The organism is Ferruginivarius sediminum (genome assembly GCF_003344765.1).
Classification (GTDB): Bacteria; Pseudomonadota; Alphaproteobacteria; order Kiloniellales; family Rhodovibrionaceae; genus Ferruginivarius; species Ferruginivarius sediminum.
Window position 1 is genome coordinate 285582 of the sequence record NZ_QPMH01000004.1, and the last position, 23282, is coordinate 308863.

Consider the following 23282-nt stretch of genomic DNA (forward strand, 5'->3'; position numbering starts at 1 on the left):
CTGGTATCGTTCACAAACCGATAGCCGTGTGTGTCGCCCTGGACTATAAGCCAGGGCATGCTGCCGGCGCTGGGGTCGGCGGCCTTGGAGGTTGACACGTCGATGCGCGTGTTGCCGGGCCCGGACCCACTGTTCCGACAGCGGCGGTGGGCCACATTGCTGGAAGTCCTCTCGCCGGAAGAATGCGACGCACTGATCGCGCAGGCGAACGGCGTGGTTTCGCTTGCCGGTCACCTTGTCGGTGGGCGCGGGGAAGCGGGCGTGCGGCGCAGCGACGTCACTTGGCTTGCCGATACGCCCGATAATGCGGCGCTCTATATGCACTTGACGCAGGCGGCCAGCCGGCTGAACCATGACAACTTCCGTTTCGCCCTCGACGGCTTCGAGGAGGAGTTCCAGCTTGCCCGCTACCGCGCGGAGGTGGCGGGGCACTACGACTGGCACGTCGATCGCGGCGGCCGCGCCGTGGGTGGGCGGCGCAAGCTGGCGCTGGTCGTGCAGTTGTCGGACGCGGACAGCTACGAGGGTGGGGCGCTGGAGCTCAACGTCGACGGCATCGTGCGCGAGGCACCGCGCCAGCGCGGCACGGCCATCGCATTTCCGGCCTATGCGCTGCACCGCGTCGCACCTGTGACCAATGGCATTCGCTTTTCCCTGACGGCGTGGCTGCACGGCCCCGATTTCACCTAGGCGGCGCGTTCGGGAGTCGGCCAGCAAACGAACCTTGATTTCCCCATGGCGTTTTGCGCCGGGGACCTTTATCTCTCCGCCCTCGTTTCATCCCAATGCAAGGCTGGAGCCGCGAACAGTGGAACACCTCCTCGTCGCGAAGCTGGCCCTGATCGCTGGCGTCGGCGTCGGTGCGCAATGGCTTGCGTGGCGACTGCACGCCCCGGCGGTTATTCTGCTGGCGCTCGGCGGAATCCTGATCGGTCCCGTCCTGGGTTGGCTGCGTCCGGCCGAGGATTTCGGGCCGATGCTGGGGCCGTTCGTGGGGCTCAGCGTCGCCGTGATCCTGTTCGAGGGCGGCTTGAACCTGAAGCTGCGCGAGCTTCGCAGCGTCGGAACCGCCGTGCCCCGTCTATTGTTCCTGGCCGCGCCGATCACCTGGGGCCTGACCGCGCTGGCGGGGCATTATGTCGCCGGCTTTTCCTGGAGCATCGCAATTCTGGTTGGCGCATTACTGGTGATCACCGGGCCCACCGTAATCGGCCCGTTGCTCCGCCAGGCGAAGCTGGAGCGCGACACCAGCGCGATGCTCAAATGGGAGGGAATCCTCAACGATCCGCTGGGCGCCATCCTGGCCGTGCTGGTGTTCGAGGCGCTGACGGCTGCGCACGCCGACACCCCGGCCAGGTTCGCGATCGGCGCGGCGGTCGGCATTGCGGTTGCCGCCGCGGTGGGCCTTGGTCTCGGGCTTGGCTTCGCGTGGCTGACACGGCGGGGCCATATCGCGGAGTTCTTGAAGGCGCCGGCACTGATTGGCTTGGTGGCGGCGGCCTACGCGCTGGGGAACGCCGTACAGGCCGAAGCCGGGCTGATCGCGGTGACGCTGCTGGGCGCGTGTCTGGCCAACAAGGGCCTGGCCAGCATCGAGCAGATCCGCCGCTTCAAGGAGTATGTCGGCGTCCTGCTGGTCTCCGCGCTGTTCGTGGTCCTGGCGGCAACGCTGGAAGCCGGGATGCTGGCGGAGCTGGACTGGGGCATCGCCGGCTTCGTGCTGCTCTTGCTGTTCGCGATCCGGCCGCTGTCGGTCTGGCTCGCGACACTCGGGGGCGGCCTGGACTGGCGGCGCAGGCTGCTGGTCGGCTGGATCGCGCCGCGCGGGATCGTGGTTGTCGCGGTCACCGGCGTGTTCGCGCCGGCACTGGCGAGGCAGGGCTACGCCGGCGCCGAAGCGCTGGTGCCGCTGGCCTTCGCCGTGGTCTTCGCCACCGTCGTCGCGCACGGCGCCACCGTGAAATGGCTGGGCCGCCGCCTTGGCCTCGCGGCGGGGCCGGAGCATGGCGTGCTGATCGTCGGCGCCACGCCGTGGTCGACGCATCTTGCGCAGGCGCTCCGCAACCTGGGGCTTCCGGTTCTTCTGGCCGATACCAACCCACACCACCTTGTCGCTGCCGAGGAGGCGGGGCTCGATACCTTCTGTGGCGAGATCCTCTCGGAACTTGCCGATCAGCGGCTGGACCTGACGCGTTTCGAGCATCTGGTCGCCGCGACGGACAACGATGCCTACAACGCGCTCGTGGCCTCACAGTTCGCGCCGGAACTCGGCACCAACCGCACGTTCCAGCTTGCTTCCCATCCCGAGGTGGAGCCGCAGGAGTTGCGCCAGGGCGCGCGAGGCCGGGAATTGATCAGTGCCGAGCTGGACAGCGACCAGCTCGACGCGCGACTTGCCGAGGGCTGGACTTTCGGCTGCCAGCGGATCGCCAAGGGCAAGGCGCCGGTCTGGAAGGAGGAAGACGCCACCGCCGTCGCCTGGATCTCGCCGGGCGGCGAGGTTCATTTCCGCTCGGCCGAGGCGAAGTTCGCGCCGGGCGATGGCGACGCCGTCCTTATTTTCGCCGCGCCCCGGCAGCGCGAACGGCTTCAGGATTGCGCCCGGCTGCGCAAGCGACGCGCGCGGAAGGAGGAAGCCGGCGGCTAACCGCTGCCGAACGCGTCCGGCAGCAGTTCCGCGATGGTTCGTACCGTCATGTCGCCTTCCCGACCCATATAGATGACCTCGGCGGAACCAGAGAACTCGCGGATCGCCTGGCGGCACTCGCCGCAGGGGCTGCAGGCCGAGGGCTCGTCGCGGCGGTTGAAGGCCACGACGGCGACGGCCGCGACGCGCAGGCCGGGGCCTTCGGCCCGGACGGCGGCGCCGATGGCATTGCGCTCGGCACAGACGCCGACCGGGTAGGAGACGTTCTCGACGTTGCAGCCGGTGTAGACGTTGCCTTGCTCGCTTAAAAGCGCGGCGCCGACGCGGAAGCCGGAATAGCGGGCATAGGCCTGCGCTGTCGCGGCGCGCGCCGCCTCAATAAGCTCCCGGTGCTTCTGTGTCAGGGCGGTCCCGCCCGTGTTGCCGTCCATGCCGAACCCCTCGTGCTGCCGTGCCAGGATAGCTCTCGCTGTTCTACTCGCCCAGGGTTTCGGACGGGCGCCCCGGCGGGCGGCCGTAATAGAGGAACACGAAGATTCCCAGCAGGATGATGGCGCCGCCGATGTACTGCGTCAGGTGCGGCGCCTCGTCCAGGATGATGTAGGCCAGGACCGACGCGCCAATGGGCTCCAGCAGCACCGCCATCGAGATGACGGACACGCCGAGCCATTTCACACTCCAGTTCAGCATGGAGTGGCCCAGCAGTGTCGGCCCGATGGCCATCAGCAGGAAATAGAACCAGTCGGTGGTCGGGTAGGCTGTCAACGCATAGCCGTTCGCCACGTCGTAGATCAGCAGTACGGCGGTGGCCATGCCATAGACGATGAAGGTGTAGACCATCAACGACAGACGCTGGCGCACCGACTGGCCGAACATGAAGTATCCCACCGCCAGCAGGGCCGCCAGGAGGGCCAGCGCGTCGCCCAGGAAGGCGTCGCCGCTGATTTGCAGGTCGCCCCAGCCGATCACCATGCTGCCGGCGATTGCCAGCAGGCCGCCGCCGATAGCACGCAACGCCAGCCGCTCGCCGAAGACGAGGAAGGCCCCGGCGAAGGCGAACAGCGGCTGCAGCGTGGCGAGGACGGTCGAGCTGGCCACGGTGGTCAGGTCCAGTGACTCGAACCAAGAGACGAAATGAAAGGCGAGGAACAGGCCGGAGACGAAACAGAACAGCCAGTCCCGCGCCTGCACCTGGCGGAGTTCCCGGCGATGAAACAGCAGGATGAATGGTGCCATCAGGGCCACGGTGAACAGCAGCCGGTAGGTTGCGGTAACCGCCGCCGGCGACGACGCCAAGCGTACTAGGATTGCCGAGCTGGAAATCGCCGCCACCGCCACGGCGACGCCGGCATAGGGCGTGACGGGCGGCGTGTCGCCAGCCGCCAGACCGTTCGCCGGGCCCTTTGCAAGAGGCGTGCGTGATTCGGGTCCATCCTGCTTCATCACTGGACTTCTCGCACGCACCGGTCGGGCCTGGGAAGCGAGACAATCGGCGGAATTGTCGCCGTCTGGATCCGACCAGAGCCCGTACCGCCGAATGACCCTCGAAACTAAGGCGTTTTACGAATAGCGTCGCTGTGGCATCGTCGCAGGCGAAGGAGGCCGCGCATGGTCACCTATGTAGGACAAGAAACGCTGAATCTCGGCATCGTGCTGGAACGCAGGCCGAGCGACCATCCCTGGCAGGATCATAGCTGGCACCCTGTCGGCGTCATCCCGCAGGCGCCGGAGGCCGATCCCAAGGTGGCGTGGCGGGAACTGTTACGCGACGGGGATGTCGTCCGCTTCCACGCCGGCACGCTTACGCTCAGCCTTTTCCGCAAGGAGACGGAGGGCTACCGGCTCAACCTGTCGCAGCATCCGCCGCGCATCTTCGTGATCGTCCGCCGGGACGAGGATCCCGACAGCCCGCACGAGCTTCGGCCGTTTCATGTAACGGCCTGCCCATACGAGGCGCAGGTTTATCTCGACAACGGCGAAGATTTGGTGGAGGCAGTGGCGATGCCCGAACTCGTGGTCGGCTGGGTCACCGATTTCGTCGAACGCAATCATGTCGAGCAGCCGTTCAAGAAGCGCAAGCGCCAGCCTCATGTCGGTGAGGAGCATCAGCCGTTCGAGCCGCCGGCCGACTCGCCGGTGCGCACGCCTTCACCGAAAGGGAGCCGGTCATGAGTGACGACGATAGCGGCGACGGCTTTCTCTCTCGTTGGGCTCGGCGCAAGCGCGAGGTTGAGCAGGAGTCTGCGGAGCGCCCCGCCAATACGGACGCCACCGCGCCCGCGCGCCCAGAGATGTCGGATGCGGAGCGGCAGCGGATCGTCGATGAGCTGCCCGATGTCGAGAGCTTGAGCGAGGAATCGGACTTCGCCGCCTTCATGCGTGAGGGTGTCCCTGACGAGTTGCGTCAGCGGGCCTTGCACCGGCTTTGGCGGTTGAACCCGGTGTTCGCGAACCTGGACGGCTTGAACGACTACGATCTCGATTATACCGACGCCGCGACGGTGGTGAAGAATCTGAAGAGCGCGTGGCAGGTGGGCCGCGGCTATCTTTCGCCGGAAGACGAGAGCGACACGGCGGCTGCGCCAACGGGAAACAGAGAACAATCGGAGGGCGAGTCGGATCAGCAAACCGCTGTCGAGCCGTTGCCGGAGCGGGGGGCTGAAACCGGCGCGGACGCTTTGAAAACTGCGGATGCTGCGAGCGGCGGCGATGATGCTGGTGCGGCGGAAGAAACATTATCTCCGCAGGCAACAGCGGAAAACCGGCCGCGTCCAAAGACCTCCGGGCAGGCCGCACGCCGTCGGTGGGGGTGAACGTGGATTCCACTGAGGGCGAGGCCCTGGAAATTTTATTGGTATTTTGAATATACCCTATGGGACCTGTTATATTTCATGTAGATATAAGGTGTCGCTGTATTTTTCTTTTTGGTTTCATGTGGATTGCGGTTTAGCGCGCCTTGCGCTCAAGTAACCCGACTCAATTTAGGGATTTTGGCCTTTCACCATTCAGTGCACTGGGTCTTGTATTCGTTGACAGATGCCTTCATGCAGCGTCTAATTCGAGGCAGAAGCATAAGAACAGCCCCCTAAAGGGGGTATGCCGCGCGAAAAAAATCGCGCTCGGTGGATATTATGCAGGAGAGGAGGCTTCGCTCTGTGACTGGTGCGGTGCCGTCGAACGATGTTCCCGAGGAAGATGCGCTAAGGGCGAACGTCTACGCACTCCTGGCGCAGTTGCTTGCCAGGGCGCCCGACGCGGCCCTGCTGGACCGCCTGCGCAATCTCGACGGCGACGACAGCGAGTTCGGAGAGACCGTGCGCACCCTTGCGCGGGTGGCACAGACCGCGACGCCGGAAGCGGTGGAGGAGGAATACTTCGACCTGTTCATCGGCATCGGCGAGAGCGAATTGAAGCCGTATGGCTCGTATTACCTGACGGGTTTCCTTAACGAAAAGCCGCTGGCGCGCCTGCGCCTCGACATGCGCCGCCTCGGTATTGCCCGGGCGGAAGGGATCAACGAGCCGGAAGATCACATCGCCGCCGTCTGCGAAATGATGGCCGGCCTTATCACCGGCGCGTTCAGCGAACCGGCGGGCCTGGCCGAGCAGCGTGCCTTCTATGAACAGCATCTCGGCAACTGGGCGCCGCGGTTCTTCGAGGATCTGGAGGCGGCCCAGCGGGCCTCGTTCTATATGCCGGTCGGCGCGCTCGGCCGGCTGTTCCTGGAGGTGGAGAACCAAGCATTCGACATGGCGGCCTAGCCGCCTGAAGCCTCCGGACCCGGCCGGGCGCCGACGTGGCGAAAGCGGCCAAGAAGCGAAGGAAGGAAGGTGACGTCATGAAGGACAAGGAAGCCAAGTCCAAAGCCAGGCGGGACTTCTTCCGCAAGGCTGGTCTCGGCGCCGGTGCGCTGGGCGCCGCGGCGGCCGGCTTGGGCGGCCGGTCGGCCGAGGCCGCTATCGACGGATCGGCGGGCAAGAAGACGAAGGGTTACCGCGAGACGGCGCACGTCAAGAAATACTACGAGCTGGCGCGCTTCTAGGGCGCAGCCGGCCATCCGTTTCGCGGACATAACAGACGATACAGATCGCAGGAGAGGTCGATGCTTACCAAAAAGGCGAAGGGGGCGGCGAAAAGCTCCCGGTTGTCGAAGGCGGCTGCCGGGGTTGCCGGCGGTGCCCTCGACCGCCGCAGCTTCCTGAAGCGCTCCGGCCTGACGATCGGCGGCGCGGCGGCGGCCTCCACGATGGACTTCGGCATGGTGCGCCAAGCCAGTGCGCAGGCCACCGCCGAGGCGAAGGTGGAGATTCGCAAGTCCGTCTGCACCCACTGCTCGGTGGGTTGCACGGTTTTGGCCGAGATGCGCGACGGTGTCTGGGTGGGACAGGAGCCGGGCTGGGACAGCCCGTTCAACCTGGGCACCCACTGCGCCAAGGGCGCCTCGGTGCGCGAGCACGCGCACGGCGAGCGCCGGCTGAAGACGCCGGTAAAGAAGGAAGGCGGCAAGTGGAAACAGGTTTCCTGGGAGCAGGCGATCAACGAGATCGGCGACAAGCTCCTTGAGATCCGCGAGCAGTCGGGACCGGATTCGGTGTACTGGCTTGGCTCGGCCAAGCACAGCAACGAACAGTCCTATCTGTTCCGCAAGTTCGCCGCATTCTGGGGATCGAACAATGTCGATCACCAGGCGCGCATCTGCCACTCGACGACCGTCGCGGGCGTGGCCAATACCTGGGGCTACGGCGCGATGACCAACAGCTACAACGACATCCACAATTCCCGCGCCATCTTCCTGATCGGCGGCAACCCCGCCGAGGCGCACCCGGTGTCGATGCAGCATCTGCTGAAGGCGAAAGAGCAGAATAATGCGCCGCTTATCGTGTGCGACCCGCGCTTCACGCGCACGGCCGCGCATGCCGACGAGTACGTGCGCTTCCGTCCCGGCACCGACGTGGCGCTGATCTGGGGCATTCTCTGGCACGTGTTCGAGAATGGCTGGGAGGATAAGGCGTATATCCGCCAGCGCGTCTGGGGCATGGACCAGATCCGCGAGGAAGTGCGGCAATGGACCCCGGACGAGTGTGAGCGGGTCACTGGCGTGCCCGGCTCGCAGGTCGAGCGCGTGGCGAGGACGCTAGCGAACAACCGGCCGTTTACCATCATCTGGTGTATGGGTGGTACGCAGCATCACTCGGCGAATAACAACACCCGCGCTTATTGCGTCCTGGGTCTGGCGCTTGGCGTTATTGGCCAGGAAGGCGGCGGCGCCAACATCTTCCGCGGCCACGACAACGTGCAGGGCGCAACCGACCTGGGCGTGCTGTGCCATACCCTGCCGGGCTACTACGGCCTCAGCGAGGGTGCCTGGAAGCACTGGGCGCGCGTCTGGGACGTCGACTACGAGTACCTGCTGAACCGCTTCCAGTCGAAGGAACTGATGGAATCGGCGGGCGTGCCGGTATCGCGTTGGTTTGACCTTGCACTCGAGGACAAGGACAACATAGATCAGCCGGACAATCTCCGCGCCATGATCTTCGACGGGCATGCGCCGAACTCGCAGACGCGCCTGCCGGACATGAAGAAGGCGATGGAGAAGCTTGACGTTCTCGTCGTCATCGATCCGTATCCGACGATGACTGCGGTGATGCAGGATCGCACCGACGGCGTTTACCTGCTGCCGGCAGCCACGCAGTTCGAGACCTACGGCTCCGTGACGGCCTCGAACCGCTCCCTTCAGTGGCGCGACAAGGTCTTCGAGCCGCTGTTCGAGAGCAGGCCGGATCAGGAGATTCTGTACCTCCTGGCCGAAAAGCTCGGCTTCGCGGATGAGTGCTTCAAGAATATTCAGATCAACGGCAAGGAGCCGCTGGTCGAGGATCTCACTCGCGAGTTCAACCGTGGCATGTGGACCATCGGCTACACTGGCCAATCGCCGGAACGCCTGAAGATGCACATGGTCAACCAGCACACCTTCAACCGCACGACGCTGCGGGCGCTGGGCGGCCCGGCCGATGGCGACTACTACGGCCTGCCGTGGCCGTGCTGGGGCAATGCCGAGATGAAGCATCCGGGTACGCCGGTGCTCTACGACACCTCGAAGCCGGTGGCCGAGGGCGGTTTGTGCTTCCGCGCCCGTTTCGGCGTGGAGCGCAATGGCGACAACCTGCTGGCCGAGGGCAGCTATCCCGTGGCCTCGGAGATCCGCGACGGCTATCCCGAGTTCACGATGGCAATGCTGAAGAAGCTCGGCTGGGACAAGGACCTGACCGAGGACGAGCGGGCCTCGATCGAGGCCGTCGCCGGCGACAAGACGAACTGGAAGACCGACCTTTCCGGCGGCATCCAGCGCGTCGCGATCAAACATGGCTGCGCTCCGTTCGGCAATGCCAAGGCCCGGGCGGTGGTCTGGAACTTCCCGGATCCGGTACCGATTCACCGTGAGCCGCTCTATGCGCCGAAGCGGGATCTGGTGGCGGATTATCCGACCTACGAGGACCGCCGGATGTATCGCTTGCCGATCCTTTACCGCTCGATCCAGGAGAAGGACTACAGCGGCGACTTCCCGCTGATCCTCACCTCGGGCCGTCTGGTCGAGTACGAGGGCGGCGGCGAGGAAACCCGGTCCAACCCGTGGCTGGCCGAGTTGCAGCAGGACATGTTCATCGAGATCCATCCCTACGATGCGAACACGCTGGGCGCCAAGGACGGCCAGATGGTCTGGGTGCACAGCCCTGAGGGCGCGCGCATCAAGGTGAAGGCCCTGGTGACCGAACGTGTCGGCCGCGGCGTCGTGTTCATGCCGTTCCACTTCGGCGGCTGGTGGATGGGCGAGTCCCAGCGGGACAAGTACCCGAAGGGGACGGACCCCTACGTCCTCGGCGAGGCGTCCAACACCGCGCAGACCTACGGGTATGACTCGGTGACCAACATGCAGGAAACCAAGACCACGCTATGCCGCGTCGAGGCGGCGTAAGCGGCCGAGGGAGAGTAAACCATGGCACGCATGAAGTTCCTCTGTGATGCCGAGCGCTGCATCGAGTGCAACGCCTGTGTCACGGCCTGTAAGAACGAGCACGAGGTGCCCTGGGGCGTGAACCGGCGGCGCGTCGTGACCATCAACGACGGCAAGCCCGGCGAGCGCTCGATCTCGGTCGCCTGCATGCACTGCTCGGACGCACCCTGCATGGCGGTGTGCCCGGTGGACTGCTTCTACGATACCGCGGAGGGTGTTGTCCTCTGGTCGAAGGACCTCTGCATCGGCTGCGGCTACTGCTTCTACGCCTGTCCATTCGGGGCGCCGCAGTATCCGCAGGCGGGCAATTTCGGTTCCCGCGGCAAGATGGACAAGTGCACCTTCTGTGCCGGCGGACCGGAGGAGGACAATTCCACCGTCGAGTATCAGAAGTACGGCTCGAACCGTCTGGCTGAGGGCAAGCTGCCGCTGTGCGCGGAGATGTGCTCGACCAAGGCGCTGCTGGCTGGCGACGGCGATACCGTGGCCGACATCTACCGCGAGCGTATCGTTGCCCGTGGCTTCGGCTCGGGCGCCTGGGGTTGGGGCACGGCCTACAGTTCGAAGGCCGGGTCCTGACACCCGCCATGACGCGTCGTCCCGCGCTTGACGGGACATGACCAAGGTCGAGGGGGCGGCGGTCTGCGCCGCCCCCGCTTCGACTGGGGATTTCCCCCGGCCTGACCACGCATACTGCGGGAACGGACCGGGGAGGGCCCTTCCTTCGGGCAAGCAACGGCAAGGCGGTATGGGTGGCAAGACACGACTGTTGACGGCGGTTGCATTGTCGGCGGCGATGTTGGCGATCGCCGGCTGCAACGAGCAGGAGCAGGGCCGCGTCCTTTACCACGATAAAGGAGTCTACCAGGGCGAGCCCGACTCGCCGCTGGCAGATGAGACGGTCGACACGCTTCGTCAGCGGGCGCTGAACCAGCGCGGCTGACGTTTGGCGGCGACCGCCTCGGCCGACGGCAGGTGTGCAACAACTGAAAAACAGGGACAAGCATGCGCGGAACGATACGGCAGGCGACGAGTAGCCGCTGTGGCCGGAGCTGGCTTTCGGCGCTGGTCCTGGCGATTCTCGTGGCCCTGACCTTGGGCCTGGGCGAGAGCGCGAGCGGTGGTTTGGATGCACTCGCGGCGACCGAGGGCGCGGACGTCCGACCGCCGGAGGCATCGGGCGGCAACGTTCCCGGACAGGCGCTCGGCAATACCTCGGACTCTCAGTTCTGGCGGGAAATCCGCCGGGGCATGGAGGGCACCGTTTCCATTCCCGACAAGAAGCTGGGCGTCCTGATCCAGTCGGAGGGCGAGAACTGGCGCGCCATCCGTAACGGGCCGCTGTCTCTTTACGGCTCCTGGCTGATGCTGGCGGTGATCGCCCTGCTGGCGCTGTTCTTTGCGCTCCGCGGGCGCGTCAAGATCGACCATGGCGTCAGCGGCCGGACGGTGCAGCGATTCGGGCTGGTGGATCGTTTCGCGCACTGGCTGACGGCGGTGAGCTTCATCCTGCTGGCGCTGACGGGCCTCAATGTGCTCTACGGCCGCTATGTTCTGCTGCCGGTTCTGGGACCCGAGATGTTCGCCGCGCTGACGCAGGCCGGAAAGTACGTGCACAACTTCATCGCCTTTGCCTTCATGCTGGGAATTGTCCTGATGTTCGTTCTGTGGGTGAAGGACAACGTCCCGAACGGCCGAGACCTCAAGTGGCTGGCGAAAGGCGGCGGCTTGTTCGGCGGAGGCCATCCCGAGGCGGAGAAGTTCAACGCCGGCCAGAAAATCATCTTCTGGGTCGTCATTCTTGGTGGTATCTCGGTAAGCCTGTCCGGTCTGGCCTTGCTGTTCCCTTACAGCTTTTCCTTCTTTTCTGGCACCTTTGCTGCGCTGAACATGCTGGGCGCGGACCTGCCCTCCAATCTGGCGCCGCTGCAGGAGCAGCAGCTCAATCAGATCTGGCACACCGTCGTCGCCATCGTGATGATCGCGGTCATCCTGGCCCACATCTACATCGGCTCCATCGGGATGCAGGGCGCCTTCGATGCGATGGGAACAGGCCGCGTGGACGAGAACTGGGCGCGAGAGCACCACTCCATCTGGTACGCGCGCCTCACCGGGCGCTCCGGGCGCGGCGCGTCCGGCCAGGCGGCGGAGTAGGCGTGAGCATGGCGGGCATAAGGGTGCAAAGGTGCCTCGCTGCCGGGCTGGCGCTGGCGGTCGCACTTGCGGGCGGTGCCATGGCGGCGCCGTCCGAGGAGGAGATCAAATCGCGCACGGCCGAGGAGTTCGGGGCCGAGGTGCTTCGGATGGAAGAGGCAAAGGTGGCGGGTCGCACGGCTTGGCTGGTGACCCTGATGCGCCACGGCGGCAACGACAACGCCGCCTTCAAGGTTGATACGGTTGCCATCGACGCCGAAACCGGTGAGCCGCTGCGCGGGCGGATTGGTGAGATCCCCGGAGCGGAAAACGTGAAGAGCATGCGCACGCAGATGATCGACAAGCGGCCGGAGGTGCTGCGCGGCCGCCCGTGGCGCTGAGAGGCCGGCCACTGGAAACTTCGGGACTATGCGGACCAATCGGACGACGGTGAATCGACGCACGCTGCTCGCGGTCCTGGTGCTAGCCGCTGGCACGCTCGGCGGCGTGCCGGCCGTGGATGCAGCCCACAAGGCTGTTGTCCGCGCCTTCGCCTATCACCCTGTCCCCACCGAAGCCGGCATCGCGGTCGTACCTTGGGACGACAGCCACGACAACCTCCGCATCAGGGGCGCATTCCAGGAAGCCCTGCAAGCGCGGGGCCGTCTACTCGACGCCGAGGGTGCGCTACTGCTTCGCTTCGAGGTCCTGGTCCGGCGGCTTGGACCGGCTGCGTCCGAGCCCTCCCTGGGCAGCGTATCCGGCGGCTCTGGCGGCGGTGTGACGGCGCAGTTCAACGTCTGGTCATCCACCGAGGATAGTCTGCTGACCGGCCTTCATGGCCGGGCAGGGCGGCGTTCGACAGTCCTCCAGCTTGAGGCCACGCTGCGCGAGCGGGGTGGCGAGCGGCGTGTCCTTTGGCGCGGCGAGGCGCAGACCGAGCTTGGCGACATGGGCCGGGCGGAGGCGGCCATGCGCGTCGTCCCGGCACTGGCCGCCCGGCTGGGGGAAAAACTGACAGCAACGACGGTGACGTTAACGCCATGACACCGCTCCGCGTCTTGCGCCCGATGCTGTTTGCAGCCGGTCTACTTGCTGCGGCCAGCGGCGGTGCGGCACAGGCGGAGATGGCCGGGCACGGCGGTTTCGTCAAAGGCGTCGATGTCTCGCCCGACGGGAAGCTCGTGCTGACCGCCAGTTTCGACTACACCCTGCGGCTCTGGGATCTCGACCGTCAGGTGCCGCTGGAGACCTTGAACGAGCACGAGGGGGCGGTGAACGACGTTGCCTTTCTGCCGGACGGTCGGCATGCCGTGTCGGTGGGCGATGACGGCACGATGCGCCTCTGGGATGCCGCCTATGGCAAGCAACTGCGCGTGTTCACCGGGCACCAGGGCAAGGTCGCGGCGGTGGCGGTCTCACCCGACGGCAATCTTGCCGCCTCGGCCGGCTGGGACCGTTCGGTACGGCTCTGGAATCTGGCGGAGAGGGCGCAACTTCGTGTGCTGGAAGGCCACAGCGATGTGGTGAACGACATCGCCTTCTCGCCCGACGGCGCGAAGCTGCTCAGCGGCAGCTACGACGGAACGGCGGTGCTGTGGCGCGTCGCGGACGGGAAGGAGCTGCGCCGCTTGACCGGCCACGGCCTTGGCATCAACGGCATCGCATTCACACCCGATGGTCGCTACGCGCTCACCACCGGCGTCGACCAGTCGTTGCGGCTTTGGAACCTGGCAAGCGGCGAGACGCTTGAAAGCTTTCTTGGTCATGACGGTCCGGTCGGCCCGATCGCCGTCGCGCCGGATGGCAGGCTTGCGGCCACCGGCGGCGTCGATGGCACGATCCGCCTTTGGGACCTGGAGGCCGGGGAGGAAAAGCTGATCCTGCCGGGTCATGCGCGGCCGGTATGGTCGCTCGCATTTGGGCCGGAGGGAGAGATGCTGGTCTCCGGCGGGGCGGATCAGGTGGCCCGCGTCTGGAATGTCAGGACCGGGCAGGAGATCGGCGTAACTGGCGACCGGCCGCTGCGCGCGTCCATTCCCGAGCCGCGGAGCCGGGGCGCCAGGCTGTTCCGCAAGTGCGCGGCGTGCCATACCTTGACCGAGGATGGCGGCAACCGCGCGGGGCCGACGCTGCATGACGTTTTCGGCCGCAGGGCCGGCAGCGTGCCGGGCTACAAATATTCGAAGGCATTGGCCGACAGCGATATCGTTTGGACGGAAGAGACCGTGTCGAGATTGTTCGAGGTTGGCCCGCATGAGTTGACACCGGGCTCGAAGATGCCGTTGCAGCGCATGCCGGACGCGGATGACCGCCGCGCGCTGGTGCAATACCTGAAACGCCATGCCGAGCCGGGCGGGCAGTGAATGCGCAAGTTGAGGAGACGAAGCGGATGAGAGCGTTCCTGGCGGCCATTGCGGCCGTGATCGTGATTTCCGTGGCGGCCGGGGTCATCCTGAACGCCACGGACAGGACCACCGGACAGAAGTACGCCACCGACTCGGTGCGGCTGAACTAAGGCTTGTGCGTGGGATGGTGACTTAGGGGGTGAGCACACGACAGTCGCTTCCCTCGCGCGGCGAATTGCAGAGCCTGAACCCCGACCGACCCTTGTCCACCGAGGTCCGTCGATGGCATCGAAACGCCTGCTCGTCATCGCCCACGTGCCGTCGCCGAACACGCAGCGGCTGTGCGAGGCCGTGTTGCGCGGGGCGCGGGCGGAGGAGATCGAGGATGTCGAGACGGTCCATCGCCCGCCGCTGGAAGCGGGGCCCGAGGATGTGCTGGCGGCGGACGCCATCATCCTCGGCACCACCGAGAACCTTGGCTATATGAGCGGCGCGCTGAAGGACTTCTTCGACCGCAGCTACTACCCCTGCCTGGAACGCACCCAGGGCCTTCCCTACGCGCTTTACATCCGCGCGGGCCAGGACGGCACCGGGACGAGGCGCGCTGTGGAAAGCATCGTCACCGGCCTGCGCTGGCGCGCCGCCCAGGACCCGCTGATCTGTCGCGGCGAGTTCCGCGAGGACTTCGTCCAGCAGTGCGAGGAACTGGGGATGTATATGGCCGCCGGGCTGGATGCCGGCGTGATTTGAACCTTCTCTCTGAACTCAGTCGCCAGCCCCATTCGCCCTCAGATACGCCGCAATCTCCCCCGCGCCGAACATCTCGGCGGCCTGGAGGGCCGTCCAGCCGTCGTTGGCCCTGGCGTTCACGTCGGCGCCGGCGTTGACCAGGGTGCGGACGGCATTCAGGGCGCCTCGGTTGGCGGCCAGCATCAGGGCGGTGTTGCCGGTGCCCGGCTCGCGCGCCTCCACCTTCGCACCGGCGTCCAGGAGGGTACGGATCACCTCGGCGTCGCCGGTCATCGCCGCGCTGATAAGTGGCGGGCGGCCGGCGCGGCCGGGCTGGTCCGGATCCGCGCCCTCGTCCAGCAGACGCTTCACCAAGCCCGCGCGGGCGAGGACGGCAGCGCGGTCCAGCGGCGTGTCGCCCCTTTCACTGCGGAGATCGAGCGGCGCGCCGGCGTCGATCAGGCGGTGCGCAATCTCGGACTGTCCATTCTCGGCGGCGATATGAAGGGGCGTGCGGCCCGTATCGTCGGTCGCATCGGGCGCGGCATCGGCTTTCAGCAACAGGTCGACCGCGGCGATGTTGCCGACCTTGGTCGCGAGGCTGAGTGCGGTCATCCCGTCCTGGGTCGAGCGCGCGTTCACCTTGGCGCCTGCGACGATCAGCTCGGAAACGACGGCGATCGCTTCCGGATTCGACGCTGCCGCCAGCAGCGGGGTGTTGCCAGTACGGTTGTCACGGGCCTCCGGATCGGCCTTGGCGTCGAGGAGGACGGCAATCGCGGGGCGATGGCCTTCGTGTGCGGCCCACCACAGCGGCGTCGCGTCGCGCAGCGTACCGCGCGCATCCACCTCCGCCCCGGCGTCCAGCAGCTTGCCCGCGATGTCTGGCTTGTTGGCGTAGGCCGCGAGATGAAGCGCGGTCCAGCCTGTCTCGGCGCGCGTTGCCCCCACCTTGGAGCCTGCGTCGAGAAGGCGCGCCACGACCTCGCCGTGTCCAGCCCCGGTGGCCAGCATCAGCGGTGTGTGCCCGCGCGGCCCCCGGATCTCGGTGTCGGCGCCAGCCGCGAGCGCGCTTTCGAGGGCGCGCGTATTCCCGGACAGGGCAGCTTGCAACAGCGCCTGACCCGCCTCCTCTGGTTCTTCAGCCTGCGCGGCCCGCGATTCGGTGCCGGCCAGAGTCTGGGGCGCGGCCAGGAGGATTGCTGCAAGGAGGGCAAGGGACAGGCGTCTCATGCCTTCGAGGGTACGCCGAACGGGGCGGCTACGTCACCAGTGCGAATGCCAGGCGATGGTTCCGGGCCAAGAGAAGCGGCGCCTTACCAACGACGCCGGCGGAGGATGTACTCCGTGAGGCGCTGTGCCAACAGGGCCATCGTCTCGTTGGCGAATGGACCGTTGCTGCGGCCGGGGGCGGCTTCGAATTCCCGCTGCAGCACCAGGGCTTGCAGGCGTGCGCCGTGATGCGAATCGGGCGTGACGGCGGCCATGCGGCTTTCGATCTCCGACATGCGGGACTCGTCGGCCTCCAAGGCGCGCTGGAGATGGTCCGCCACATCGCTGCGTGCGCCTTCGAAGGCGTCGAACTCCTCGCGATGGAGCCGATATGCCTCTCCCGCCTCGCGCCACGCCCGGTAGAGGCGCTGCAATTCCGCGTCGTTCGGTCGAAGGCGTCCAGTCAGCCAGCGAAACATTGGGGTCCGCCTGTAGGCGAGGTGGAAGGGCCGCTCCGGCGTGGCGTGATGCGTTCATCGCGTCGGTTGAGTGTGCCAAGCCTTCCTACACATTATTGTATTCTTTTGATGCGCACAAGTGCAGATCATGCGCACTTCAAGTTGTGCGCATGGTTGCGTTTTCCGCGCACGCGTCTAGCCTGCGGCCATGTCGCTCACGCCGGAACAGTGCCGCGCCGCGCGGGTCTTTCTGCGGATCAGCCAGAAGCAGCTGGCCGATGCCGCCGGTGTCAGCGTGCGCACGATCAGTCACTTCGAGGCGGGCGACCGCACGCCTGTCCGCGCCACCGTCGCCGCCCTGCGGCGCGCCCTGGAAGACGCCGGCATCGAGTTTCTCGACGGCGATTCGCCGGGGCTGCGCCTGCACTCACGCGCGCGGACCGGACGTTGAGCGGCGCGCGAACCGTATTCCGCCTTGCCCGGCGGTACCGTCACGGCGCATGATCCGGACACGACGGTAAGCACGTAGCGAAACCGGGGGGAGATGACGGTCCTCAAGAGCGCGATCGACACCCGCGCACCGGCGTTCCAGGAAAACCGGGCGGCCATGCAGGCGCTGGTCGACGACCTTCGCGATACGGTCGCGCGGATCAAAGAAGGCGGCGGCGAGAAGGCGCGGCTAAAGCATCTGGCGCGCGGCAAGATGCTTCCGCGCGAACGGGTGCGCGGGCTGCTGGACGAAGGCGCGCCGTTCCTCGAACTCTCGCAGCTTGCGGCCTACGGCATGTACGACGACGAGGTGCCTTCGGCGGGCATCGTCACCGGCATCGGCCGCGTCGCCGGGCGGGAGTGCGTCATCGTCGCCAACGACGCGACGGTGAAGGGCGGCACCTATTATCCCATCACGGTGAAGAAGCACCTGCGCGCGCAGGAAGTGGCGCGGCAGAACCGCCTGCCGTGCATCTATCTGGTCGATTCGGGCGGCGCCAACCTGCCGAACCAGGACGAGGTATTCCCCGACCGCGACCACTTCGGCCGCATCTTTTACAATCAGGCCAACATGTCCGCCGAGGGCATCCCGCAGATTGCCTCTGTGATGGGAAGCTGCACCGCCGGCGGCGCCTATGTCCCCGCCATGTCGGACGAGGCCGTGATCGTGCGCAACCAGGGCACCATCTTCCTGGGCGGCCCGCCGCTGGTGAAGGCGGCAACGGGGGAGCAGGTTTCGGCCGAGGAACTGGGCGGCGCCGAGGTCCACACCCGCATTTCCGGCGTGGCTGACCACATGGCGCACGACGACGCCCACGCGCTGGCCATCGTGCGGCGCATCGTCGGCAACCTGAACCGGCCGAAGCGGCACGGGCTGGAACTGCGCACCCCGCGCGAGCCGGCCTACGACCCGGCGGAGATCTACGGCATCGTCCCGCGCGACCTGAAGACGCCCTACGACGCGCGCGAGGTCATCGCCCGCCTCGTGGACGCCAGCGAGTTCGACGAGTTCAAGCACAATTACGGCGGCACCCTGGTGTGTGGCTTCGCGCATCTGCACGGCTATCCGGTCGCCATCCTGGCCAACAACGGCATCCTGTTCTCGGAATCGGCGCTCAAGGGCGCGCATTTCATTGAGCTGGCAAATCAGCGGGGCATTCCGTTGATTTTCCTGCAAAACATATCCGGCTTCATGGTCGGCAAGAAGTACGAGGCCGGTGGCATCGCCCGCGACGGCGCCAAGCTCGTGACGGCAGTGGCGACGGCTAGTGTGCCGAAGTTCACCGTGGTGCTGGGCGGCAGTTTCGGCGCCGGCAACTATGCCATGTGCGGCCGGGCCTACGCGCCGCGCTTCCTGTGGATGTGGCCGAACGCCCGAATCTCCGTCATGGGCGGCGAGCAGGCGGCGACCGTGTTGGCGACCATCCGCCGCGACGCCATGGAGGCGCGCGGACAAAGCTGGCCCGAGGAGGAGGAGGCCGCGTTCAGGCAGCCGATCCTCGACCAGTACGAGCACCAGGGCCACCCGACCTATGCCAGTGCCCGCCTGTGGGACGACGGCGTCATCGACCCCGCCGACACCCGCATGGCGCTGGCCCTCGGCATATCCGCCGCCCTGAACGCGCCGGTCGAGCCGACGCGCGGCCCCGTCTTTCGGATGTGAGGAATGCCATGGACCGACCGCTGTTTCTTGAGGAGATCGACGAGGAGGGCGTCGCGCACATCGCGTTGACGCGTCCCGACAAGCACAACGCCTTCAATGCCGAGCTGATCGCCGAGCTGACCTCGGCGCTGCAGGGCCTGGACGACGATCCCAGGGTGCGCTGTCTCGCGCTGACGTCGGAGGGGCAGTCGTTCTCCGCCGGGGCCGATCTCGCCTGGATGAAGTCGATGGCGGACGCCAGCGAGGAGGACAACCTGCATGACGCCCGCGCGCTGGCGGGATTGGCCGAGACCCTGGACGCCTTCTCGAAGCCGACCGTGGCGCTGGTGCAAGGCGCGGCCATCGGCGGCGGCATGGGCTTGGTCGCCTGCTGCGACATCGCGGTCGCGGCGCAGAGCGCGTTCTTCGCGTTGAGCGAGGTGCGCCTGGGCCTGATCCCGGCGGTGATCCAGCCCTATGTCGTCTCCGCCATCGGCCATCGCGCCACGCGCTATTATACGCTGACCGGCGAGCGCTTCGAGGCGGCGGTGGCGCTGCGCCTGGGCCTTGTCCACAAGGTGGTGCCGGACGACGACTTGCAGGCCGCCGGGCGCAAGATCGTCGACTCGGTTTTGAAGGGTGGGCCCTACGCGCAGGGAGAGGCGAAGTCCCAACTTCGCGCCCTGCGTGGCTATATGGGAACGCCGGAGGCCAGGGAGGACGCCGCCCACCGCATCGCCCGCCTGCGCGTCGGTGACGAGGGGCAGGAGGGCATTGCCGCGTTCCTGGAGAAGCGCAAGCCGTGGTGGCAGGCGGATTGATGTTCACCAGCCTCCTGATCGCCAACCGGGGTGAGATCGCCTGCCGCATCATCCGCACCGCGCGGCGCATGGGGCTGCGTACGATTGCCGTCTACTCCGACGCCGACCGCGAGGCGCTGCACGTCGAGTTGGCGGACGAGGCCTGGCGCCTCGGCCCGGCGCCGGCGGTCGAAAGCTACCTGAACCAGAACGCGCTATTGGCCGTCATCAAGGCGAGCGGGGCCGAGGCGGTGCATCCCGGCTATGGCTTCCTGGCCGAGAACGCTGACTTTGCCGAGGCCGTCGCCGGTGCCGGCTCGGTTTTCGTCGGGCCGCCGCCGGACGCCGTGCGGGCCATGGGCTCCAAGGCGGCGGCGAAGGCGTTGATGCACAAGGCGGGCGTGCCGCTGGTCCCCGGCTACCACGGCGATGCGCAGGACACGGAGACGCTGGCGCGCGAGGCCGAGGCCGTGGGCTATCCGCTGCTCATCAAGGCCTCCGCTGGCGGTGGCGGCAAGGGCATGCGCGCGGTCGAGCGGCCGGCCGATTTCGCCGAGGCGCTGGCTGGCGCGCAGCGGGAGGCCAGCGCCAGCTTCGGCGACGCCCGTGTTCTGCTGGAAAAGTATCTTCAGCGTCCGCGCCATATCGAGGTGCAGGTCTTTGCCGACACGCATGGCAACACCGTCCACATGTTCGAGCGCGACTGCTCCCTGCAACGCCGCCACCAGAAGGTGGTGGAAGAGGCGCCGGCCCCCGGCATGGACCCGGCCCGGCGCGCGGAAATGGGGGCGGCCGCCGTCGCCGCGGCCGAGGCCATCGGCTATGTCGGGGCCGGGACGGTGGAGTTCATCGCCGAGGGAAACGCTTTCTATTTCATGGAGATGAATACGCGTCTCCAAGTCGAGCATCCGGTGACGGAGGCGGTAACAGGCCTCGACCTCGTCGAGTGGCAGCTTCGCGTCGCGGCGGGCGAGGTGCTGCCCTGGCGGCAGGATGACCTGAGCCTCGACGGACACGCGGTGGAGGTGCGGCTTTACGCGGAGGATCCTGGCCGCGATTTCCTGCCGGCCACCGGGCGGCTGGACCACCTGCGGCTGCCGGACGGCCTGCCGGGCGTGCGGGTGGACTCCGGCGTGCAGGCCGGCGACGCGGTAACGCCGAACTACGATCCGATGCTGGCGAAGATCATCGCGCATGGTGCCAACCGCCCGGCGGCGCTACGGCGGCTGCGCCATGCCCTGGAGCAGACGGGCGTCGGCGGCGTGACGACCAATCTGGCATTCCTATGCGACTTGCTGGACCATCCCGAGGTGCGGGCGGGCGGCGCGGATACCGGCCTCATCGGCCGGGCGCGCGCCGACCTCATTGCCGCGGGCGAGGCGCTGCCCGAGGGTGCGCTGGCACTCGCGGCGCTGGCGGAGCTTGAGCGCCGGCGGGCGGAGGTTGCGGTCGAGGCGGCGGAGTCGGGCGACCCGCATTCGCCCTGGCACACGACGACGGGCTGGCGCCTCAACGTGGAGACCCACCTGGACCTGCGGTTCGCGGTCCGCGAGGTGGAGCAGGTCGTGCGTGTGCGCTATCGCCCCGAGGCCTACCTTCTGGATCTGCCCTCCGGCAGCGTGGACGCGCGCGGGCACTTGGCGGACGATGGCACGTTGGATGCCGAGATCGGCGGCCGCAGGCTGCGTGGCGCGGTGGTCAGGCGCGGGCACGATCTCACGGTCCTACTGGGTCCGCGTGCCTACAGGTTGATCCGCCTGCAACCCCTAGCAGGGGCGGAGTCGGATGCGGGTGTCGATGGCACGCTGACGGCGCCGATGCCGGGCAAGATCACCAAGGTCGCCGTCGAGGCCGGGGCCGAGGTGGATGCGGGCGCAACCCTGATGGTGCTGGAGGCGATGAAGATGGAACACACCATCGTGGCCCCGGCGCAGGGCCGGGTGGCGGAGGTGCGTTATCGCATGGGAGACCAAGTGGAGGAGGGCACGGAGCTTCTGGTGTTCGAGGTGGCGGCGGAAAAGGAGGCGGGTGCGGCATGACCCTCCCGTCCCGCGTCACGGTGGTCGAGGTCGGCCCGCGCGACGGTCTGCAGAACGAGGCGCGGCCGGTTTCCGTCGACGATCGGGTGGAACTGATCGAGTCGCTGGCTGCCGCCGGGCTGCTGGTAGTAGAGGCGGGGGCCTTCGTCTCGCCAAAGTGGGTCCCGCAGATGGCCGGCAGCGACGAGGTGCTGGGCCGGCTTACACGGCGGCCGGGCGTGCGCTATCCGGTCCTGGTGCCGAACATGAAGGGGTATGAGCGCGCCCGCGCGGCCGGGGCGGACGAGATCGCGGTGTTCGGGGCGGCCTCCGAGACCTTCTCGCAAAGGAACATCAACTGCTCCATCGCCGAAAGCCTGGAGCGCTTCGCCCCTGTCGCGGAGCAAGCCGGCGCGGACGGCGTGCGCGTGCGCGGCTACGTCTCGTGCGTCCTCGGCTGTCCTTACGAAGGCCCGGTGGAACCAGATAAGGTGGCGGAGGTGTCCGCGCGACTGTTCGAGATGGGCTGCGCCGAGATTTCATTGGGCGATACCATCGGCGTCGGTACGCCGGGCAAGGCGCGCGCGATGCTGGACACGGTCGCCGGGCACGTTCCGATGGAGCGACTCGCCGTGCATTTCCACGACACTTACGGGCAGGCGCTAGCGAACGTGCTGGCTTGTCTGGAAATGGGCGTGGCGACGGTCGATTCGGCCGTGGCGGGGCTTGGCGGCTGTCCCTACGCCAAGGGAGCCAGCGGGAACCTCGCCACCGAGGATTTGCTCTACATGCTGCGCGGCCTGGGCATAGAGACCGGCGTCGACCTCGATTCGGTTGCGGCCGCCGGGCGAGTCATCTCCGATCGTTTGGGGCGGCAGCCTGCGTCCAAGGTCGCCCAGGCGCTTGCGGCCCGCAGCGGGTGACTCGACTCACACGCCCGGCGGATTTATCTCGCAACGCGATATGACCTTGCACCTCATCAAGCTTTGCGTGGGCTGCGAATCGGTCGAGAGCCTCACCGAATCGCAGCGTCGGCAGGCCGCCCGGGCCGAGCGGGAACTGGGCCGGCGATTCGCCTGGCACACGACCCGCATGGTGCCCAAGCGCATGGACGAGCTGTTGGACGGCGGCTCGCTCTATTGGGTCATCAAGGGACAGGTCCGCGCGCGTGAGCGGCTGCTCGACGTGCGCGAAATCGTCGACGAAGAAGGCCGACGCGCCTGTGTCCTCGAACTCGACCCCGAGGTGGTACGGGTGCAGCCGCGCAATCACCGCCCGTTTCAGGGCTGGCGCTATTTGCAGCCGGAGAAGGCGCCGCCCGACCTTGCCGACGCACCCGAAGGCGTGGAGGAGATGCCGGACTGGATGGTCGCGGAACTGAAGGAGCTTGGCCTGCTGTAGAGCGCCGCTCAGCCCGGCTGTAACAAAAAATGCAAATCAGGTCTGGACAGAACTGAGTCCATCGCATATATCACCGCTCACCGACGGACGGCGGCGCCGTTCACCGGTCACCAGACAACGAGGCCACGGGCGACGATCCCGGACATGAATTACCGGGATTGAAACGCTGCGGCGGCTTCGATATAGTCTACAGCCCTTGTCGCCGAGCATCGGCGCTAGGGTTTCGCGAAAACCGGTAAGGTTTCCGTGAGGGCACATACAGCCCCGGTTGCTGTGTGCCGTGCTCTTTGACATTGTGGTTATGGGAAGGGATGCGCGGGCGGCGGTCCTGGTTTGGCTAGGTTGCCTTTGTTGGGTGGTCTGGCGTGTTGACTGGGATCTGTTTGTCTGCAG

Annotated in this window: 25 protein-coding genes; 21 read left to right on the top strand and 4 right to left on the bottom strand. The window is 66.8% G+C overall.

Annotated elements, in window-relative coordinates; all coding sequences use genetic code 11:
- The first annotated feature begins 102 nt into the window (after window positions 1-102).
- Window positions 103-690, top strand: a complete 588-nt coding sequence (locus DRB17_RS06845) for a 2OG-Fe(II) oxygenase (protein ID WP_161958729.1) — start codon at window positions 103-105, stop codon at window positions 688-690.
- A gap of 118 nt (window positions 691-808) precedes the next feature.
- Window positions 809-2647, top strand: coding sequence for a cation:proton antiporter (locus DRB17_RS06850; RefSeq protein WP_147274832.1), 1839 nt, complete (start codon window positions 809-811; stop codon window positions 2645-2647).
- Here DRB17_RS06850 and cdd read toward each other — a convergent pair.
- Together cdd and DRB17_RS06860 are read right to left on the bottom strand one after the other, a co-directional pair.
- Window positions 2644-3168 (bottom strand): cytidine deaminase, encoded by a 525-nt coding sequence (cdd, locus tag DRB17_RS06855; protein ID WP_338322690.1) that lies wholly within the window; start codon window positions 3166-3168, stop codon window positions 2644-2646. The two genes, DRB17_RS06850 and cdd, sit on opposite strands and share 4 nt — an antisense overlap.
- The gene (locus DRB17_RS06860) at window positions 3122-4090 is read right to left on the bottom strand and encodes a DMT family transporter (RefSeq protein ID WP_114581447.1); all 969 of its coding nucleotides are present in this window, start codon (window positions 4088-4090) and stop codon (window positions 3122-3124) included. The genes cdd and DRB17_RS06860 overlap by 47 nt, the downstream gene beginning before the upstream one ends.
- A 165-nt stretch (window positions 4091-4255) precedes the next feature.
- Here DRB17_RS06860 and DRB17_RS06865 point away from each other — a divergent pair, with 165 nt between their 5' ends.
- The 13 genes from DRB17_RS06865 to DRB17_RS06920 all read left to right on the top strand — a co-directional run bounded on the left by DRB17_RS06865 (window position 4256) and on the right by DRB17_RS06920 (window position 14890).
- On the top strand, window positions 4256-4819 hold the full coding sequence (locus DRB17_RS06865) for a DUF3305 domain-containing protein (RefSeq protein ID WP_114581448.1): 564 nt from the start codon (window positions 4256-4258) through the stop codon (window positions 4817-4819).
- Complete coding sequence (locus DRB17_RS06870; protein WP_114581449.1) at window positions 4816-5460, top strand: DUF3306 domain-containing protein; 645 nt, start codon at window positions 4816-4818, stop codon at window positions 5458-5460. The genes DRB17_RS06865 and DRB17_RS06870 overlap by 4 nt, the downstream gene beginning before the upstream one ends.
- A gap of 342 nt (window positions 5461-5802) precedes the next feature.
- Window positions 5803-6408: a TorD/DmsD family molecular chaperone gene (locus tag DRB17_RS06875; RefSeq protein WP_241503761.1), complete on the top strand. Its 606-nt coding sequence runs from the start codon at window positions 5803-5805 to the stop codon at window positions 6406-6408.
- 77 nt (window positions 6409-6485) lie between these two features.
- Window positions 6486-6689, top strand: coding sequence for a ubiquinol-cytochrome c reductase iron-sulfur subunit N-terminal domain-containing protein (locus DRB17_RS06880; RefSeq protein WP_114581451.1), 204 nt, complete (start codon window positions 6486-6488; stop codon window positions 6687-6689).
- 60 nt (window positions 6690-6749) lie between these two features.
- Window positions 6750-9620, top strand: a complete 2871-nt coding sequence (locus DRB17_RS06885; RefSeq protein ID WP_114581452.1) for a formate dehydrogenase subunit alpha — start codon at window positions 6750-6752, stop codon at window positions 9618-9620.
- A 21-nt stretch (window positions 9621-9641) separates the two neighbouring features.
- A complete protein-coding gene (gene fdh3B / locus DRB17_RS06890; protein ID WP_114581453.1) occupies window positions 9642-10238 on the top strand; it encodes a formate dehydrogenase FDH3 subunit beta in 597 nt (198 codons plus the stop codon).
- A gap of 169 nt (window positions 10239-10407) precedes the next feature.
- Window positions 10408-10602, top strand: a complete 195-nt coding sequence (locus DRB17_RS06895) for a hypothetical protein (RefSeq protein ID WP_114581454.1) — start codon at window positions 10408-10410, stop codon at window positions 10600-10602.
- Between the two features lie 62 nt (window positions 10603-10664).
- Window positions 10665-11813, top strand: a complete 1149-nt coding sequence (locus DRB17_RS06900) for a formate dehydrogenase subunit gamma (RefSeq protein ID WP_114581455.1) — start codon at window positions 10665-10667, stop codon at window positions 11811-11813.
- 8 nt (window positions 11814-11821) lie between these two features.
- Window positions 11822-12193, top strand: a complete 372-nt coding sequence (locus DRB17_RS06905; RefSeq protein WP_114581456.1) for a PepSY domain-containing protein — start codon at window positions 11822-11824, stop codon at window positions 12191-12193.
- A gap of 28 nt (window positions 12194-12221) precedes the next feature.
- A complete protein-coding gene (locus tag DRB17_RS06910) occupies window positions 12222-12839 on the top strand; it encodes a hypothetical protein (protein ID WP_114581457.1) in 618 nt (205 codons plus the stop codon).
- Entirely contained in the window at window positions 12836-14158 is a 1323-nt protein-coding gene (locus DRB17_RS06915; protein WP_114581458.1) for a c-type cytochrome, read from the top strand. The genes DRB17_RS06910 and DRB17_RS06915 overlap by 4 nt, the downstream gene beginning before the upstream one ends.
- 26 nt (window positions 14159-14184) lie before the next feature.
- Window positions 14185-14310, top strand: a complete 126-nt coding sequence (locus DRB17_RS20825; protein WP_277738566.1) for a hypothetical protein — start codon at window positions 14185-14187, stop codon at window positions 14308-14310.
- Between the two features lie 112 nt (window positions 14311-14422).
- On the top strand, window positions 14423-14890 hold the full coding sequence (locus tag DRB17_RS06920) for a flavodoxin family protein (RefSeq protein ID WP_114581459.1): 468 nt from the start codon (window positions 14423-14425) through the stop codon (window positions 14888-14890).
- Window positions 14891-14905: 15 nt separating this feature from the next.
- Here DRB17_RS06920 and DRB17_RS06925 read toward each other — a convergent pair whose 3' ends face one another.
- Complete coding sequence (locus DRB17_RS06925; protein ID WP_114581460.1) at window positions 14906-16102, bottom strand: ankyrin repeat domain-containing protein; 1197 nt, start codon at window positions 16100-16102, stop codon at window positions 14906-14908.
- An 83-nt stretch (window positions 16103-16185) separates the two neighbouring features.
- Window positions 16186-16560: a hypothetical protein gene (locus DRB17_RS06930; protein WP_114581461.1), complete on the bottom strand. Its 375-nt coding sequence runs from the start codon at window positions 16558-16560 to the stop codon at window positions 16186-16188.
- 187 nt (window positions 16561-16747) lie between these two features.
- Here DRB17_RS06930 and DRB17_RS06935 point away from each other — a divergent pair, with 187 nt between their 5' ends.
- From DRB17_RS06935 to DRB17_RS06960, 6 genes are all read left to right on the top strand, one after another.
- Window positions 16748-16990 (top strand): helix-turn-helix transcriptional regulator, encoded by a 243-nt coding sequence (locus DRB17_RS06935; RefSeq protein WP_114581462.1) that lies wholly within the window; start codon window positions 16748-16750, stop codon window positions 16988-16990.
- 93 nt (window positions 16991-17083) lie between these two features.
- Window positions 17084-18691 (top strand): carboxyl transferase domain-containing protein, encoded by a 1608-nt coding sequence (locus DRB17_RS06940; protein WP_114581463.1) that lies wholly within the window; start codon window positions 17084-17086, stop codon window positions 18689-18691.
- 8 nt (window positions 18692-18699) lie between these two features.
- Entirely contained in the window at window positions 18700-19491 is a 792-nt protein-coding gene (locus DRB17_RS06945) for an enoyl-CoA hydratase-related protein (RefSeq protein WP_114581464.1), read from the top strand.
- Entirely contained in the window at window positions 19491-21509 is a 2019-nt protein-coding gene (locus DRB17_RS06950; RefSeq protein WP_114581465.1) for an acetyl/propionyl/methylcrotonyl-CoA carboxylase subunit alpha, read from the top strand. The genes DRB17_RS06945 and DRB17_RS06950 overlap by 1 nt, the downstream gene beginning before the upstream one ends.
- Window positions 21506-22411: a hydroxymethylglutaryl-CoA lyase gene (locus DRB17_RS06955; protein WP_114581466.1), complete on the top strand. Its 906-nt coding sequence runs from the start codon at window positions 21506-21508 to the stop codon at window positions 22409-22411. Before DRB17_RS06950 ends, DRB17_RS06955 begins: the two co-directional genes overlap by 4 nt.
- 40 nt (window positions 22412-22451) lie before the next feature.
- A complete protein-coding gene (locus tag DRB17_RS06960; protein WP_114581467.1) occupies window positions 22452-22889 on the top strand; it encodes a DUF1489 family protein in 438 nt (145 codons plus the stop codon).
- Window positions 22890-23282 lie beyond the last annotated feature (393 nt).

Coding starts and splice junctions, on each gene's coding strand:
- DRB17_RS06915 (WP_114581458.1), top strand. CDS start 12,836: ATGACACCGCTCCGCGTCTTGCGCCCGATGCTGTTTGCAGCCGGTCTA.
- DRB17_RS06945 (WP_114581464.1), top strand. CDS start 18,700: ATGGACCGACCGCTGTTTCTTGAGGAGATCGACGAGGAGGGCGTCGCG.
- DRB17_RS06910 (WP_114581457.1), top strand. CDS start 12,222: ATGCGGACCAATCGGACGACGGTGAATCGACGCACGCTGCTCGCGGTC.
- DRB17_RS06880 (WP_114581451.1), top strand. CDS start 6,486: ATGAAGGACAAGGAAGCCAAGTCCAAAGCCAGGCGGGACTTCTTCCGC.
- DRB17_RS06960 (WP_114581467.1), top strand. CDS start 22,452: ATGACCTTGCACCTCATCAAGCTTTGCGTGGGCTGCGAATCGGTCGAG.
- DRB17_RS06935 (WP_114581462.1), top strand. CDS start 16,748: ATGTCGCTCACGCCGGAACAGTGCCGCGCCGCGCGGGTCTTTCTGCGG.
- DRB17_RS06865 (WP_114581448.1), top strand. CDS start 4,256: ATGGTCACCTATGTAGGACAAGAAACGCTGAATCTCGGCATCGTGCTG.
- DRB17_RS06845 (WP_161958729.1), top strand. CDS start 103: ATGCGCGTGTTGCCGGGCCCGGACCCACTGTTCCGACAGCGGCGGTGG.
- DRB17_RS06920 (WP_114581459.1), top strand. CDS start 14,423: ATGGCATCGAAACGCCTGCTCGTCATCGCCCACGTGCCGTCGCCGAAC.
- DRB17_RS06930 (WP_114581461.1), bottom strand. CDS start 16,560: ATGTTTCGCTGGCTGACTGGACGCCTTCGACCGAACGACGCGGAATTG.
- DRB17_RS06940 (WP_114581463.1), top strand. CDS start 17,084: ATGACGGTCCTCAAGAGCGCGATCGACACCCGCGCACCGGCGTTCCAG.
- DRB17_RS06900 (WP_114581455.1), top strand. CDS start 10,665: ATGCGCGGAACGATACGGCAGGCGACGAGTAGCCGCTGTGGCCGGAGC.
- fdh3B (WP_114581453.1), top strand. CDS start 9,642: ATGGCACGCATGAAGTTCCTCTGTGATGCCGAGCGCTGCATCGAGTGC.
- DRB17_RS06885 (WP_114581452.1), top strand. CDS start 6,750: ATGCTTACCAAAAAGGCGAAGGGGGCGGCGAAAAGCTCCCGGTTGTCG.
- DRB17_RS06895 (WP_114581454.1), top strand. CDS start 10,408: ATGGGTGGCAAGACACGACTGTTGACGGCGGTTGCATTGTCGGCGGCG.
- DRB17_RS06870 (WP_114581449.1), top strand. CDS start 4,816: ATGAGTGACGACGATAGCGGCGACGGCTTTCTCTCTCGTTGGGCTCGG.
- DRB17_RS06955 (WP_114581466.1), top strand. CDS start 21,506: ATGACCCTCCCGTCCCGCGTCACGGTGGTCGAGGTCGGCCCGCGCGAC.
- DRB17_RS06950 (WP_114581465.1), top strand. CDS start 19,491: ATGTTCACCAGCCTCCTGATCGCCAACCGGGGTGAGATCGCCTGCCGC.
- DRB17_RS06860 (WP_114581447.1), bottom strand. CDS start 4,090: ATGAAGCAGGATGGACCCGAATCACGCACGCCTCTTGCAAAGGGCCCG.
- DRB17_RS20825 (WP_277738566.1), top strand. CDS start 14,185: ATGAGAGCGTTCCTGGCGGCCATTGCGGCCGTGATCGTGATTTCCGTG.
- DRB17_RS06905 (WP_114581456.1), top strand. CDS start 11,822: ATGGCGGGCATAAGGGTGCAAAGGTGCCTCGCTGCCGGGCTGGCGCTG.
- DRB17_RS06925 (WP_114581460.1), bottom strand. CDS start 16,102: ATGAGACGCCTGTCCCTTGCCCTCCTTGCAGCAATCCTCCTGGCCGCG.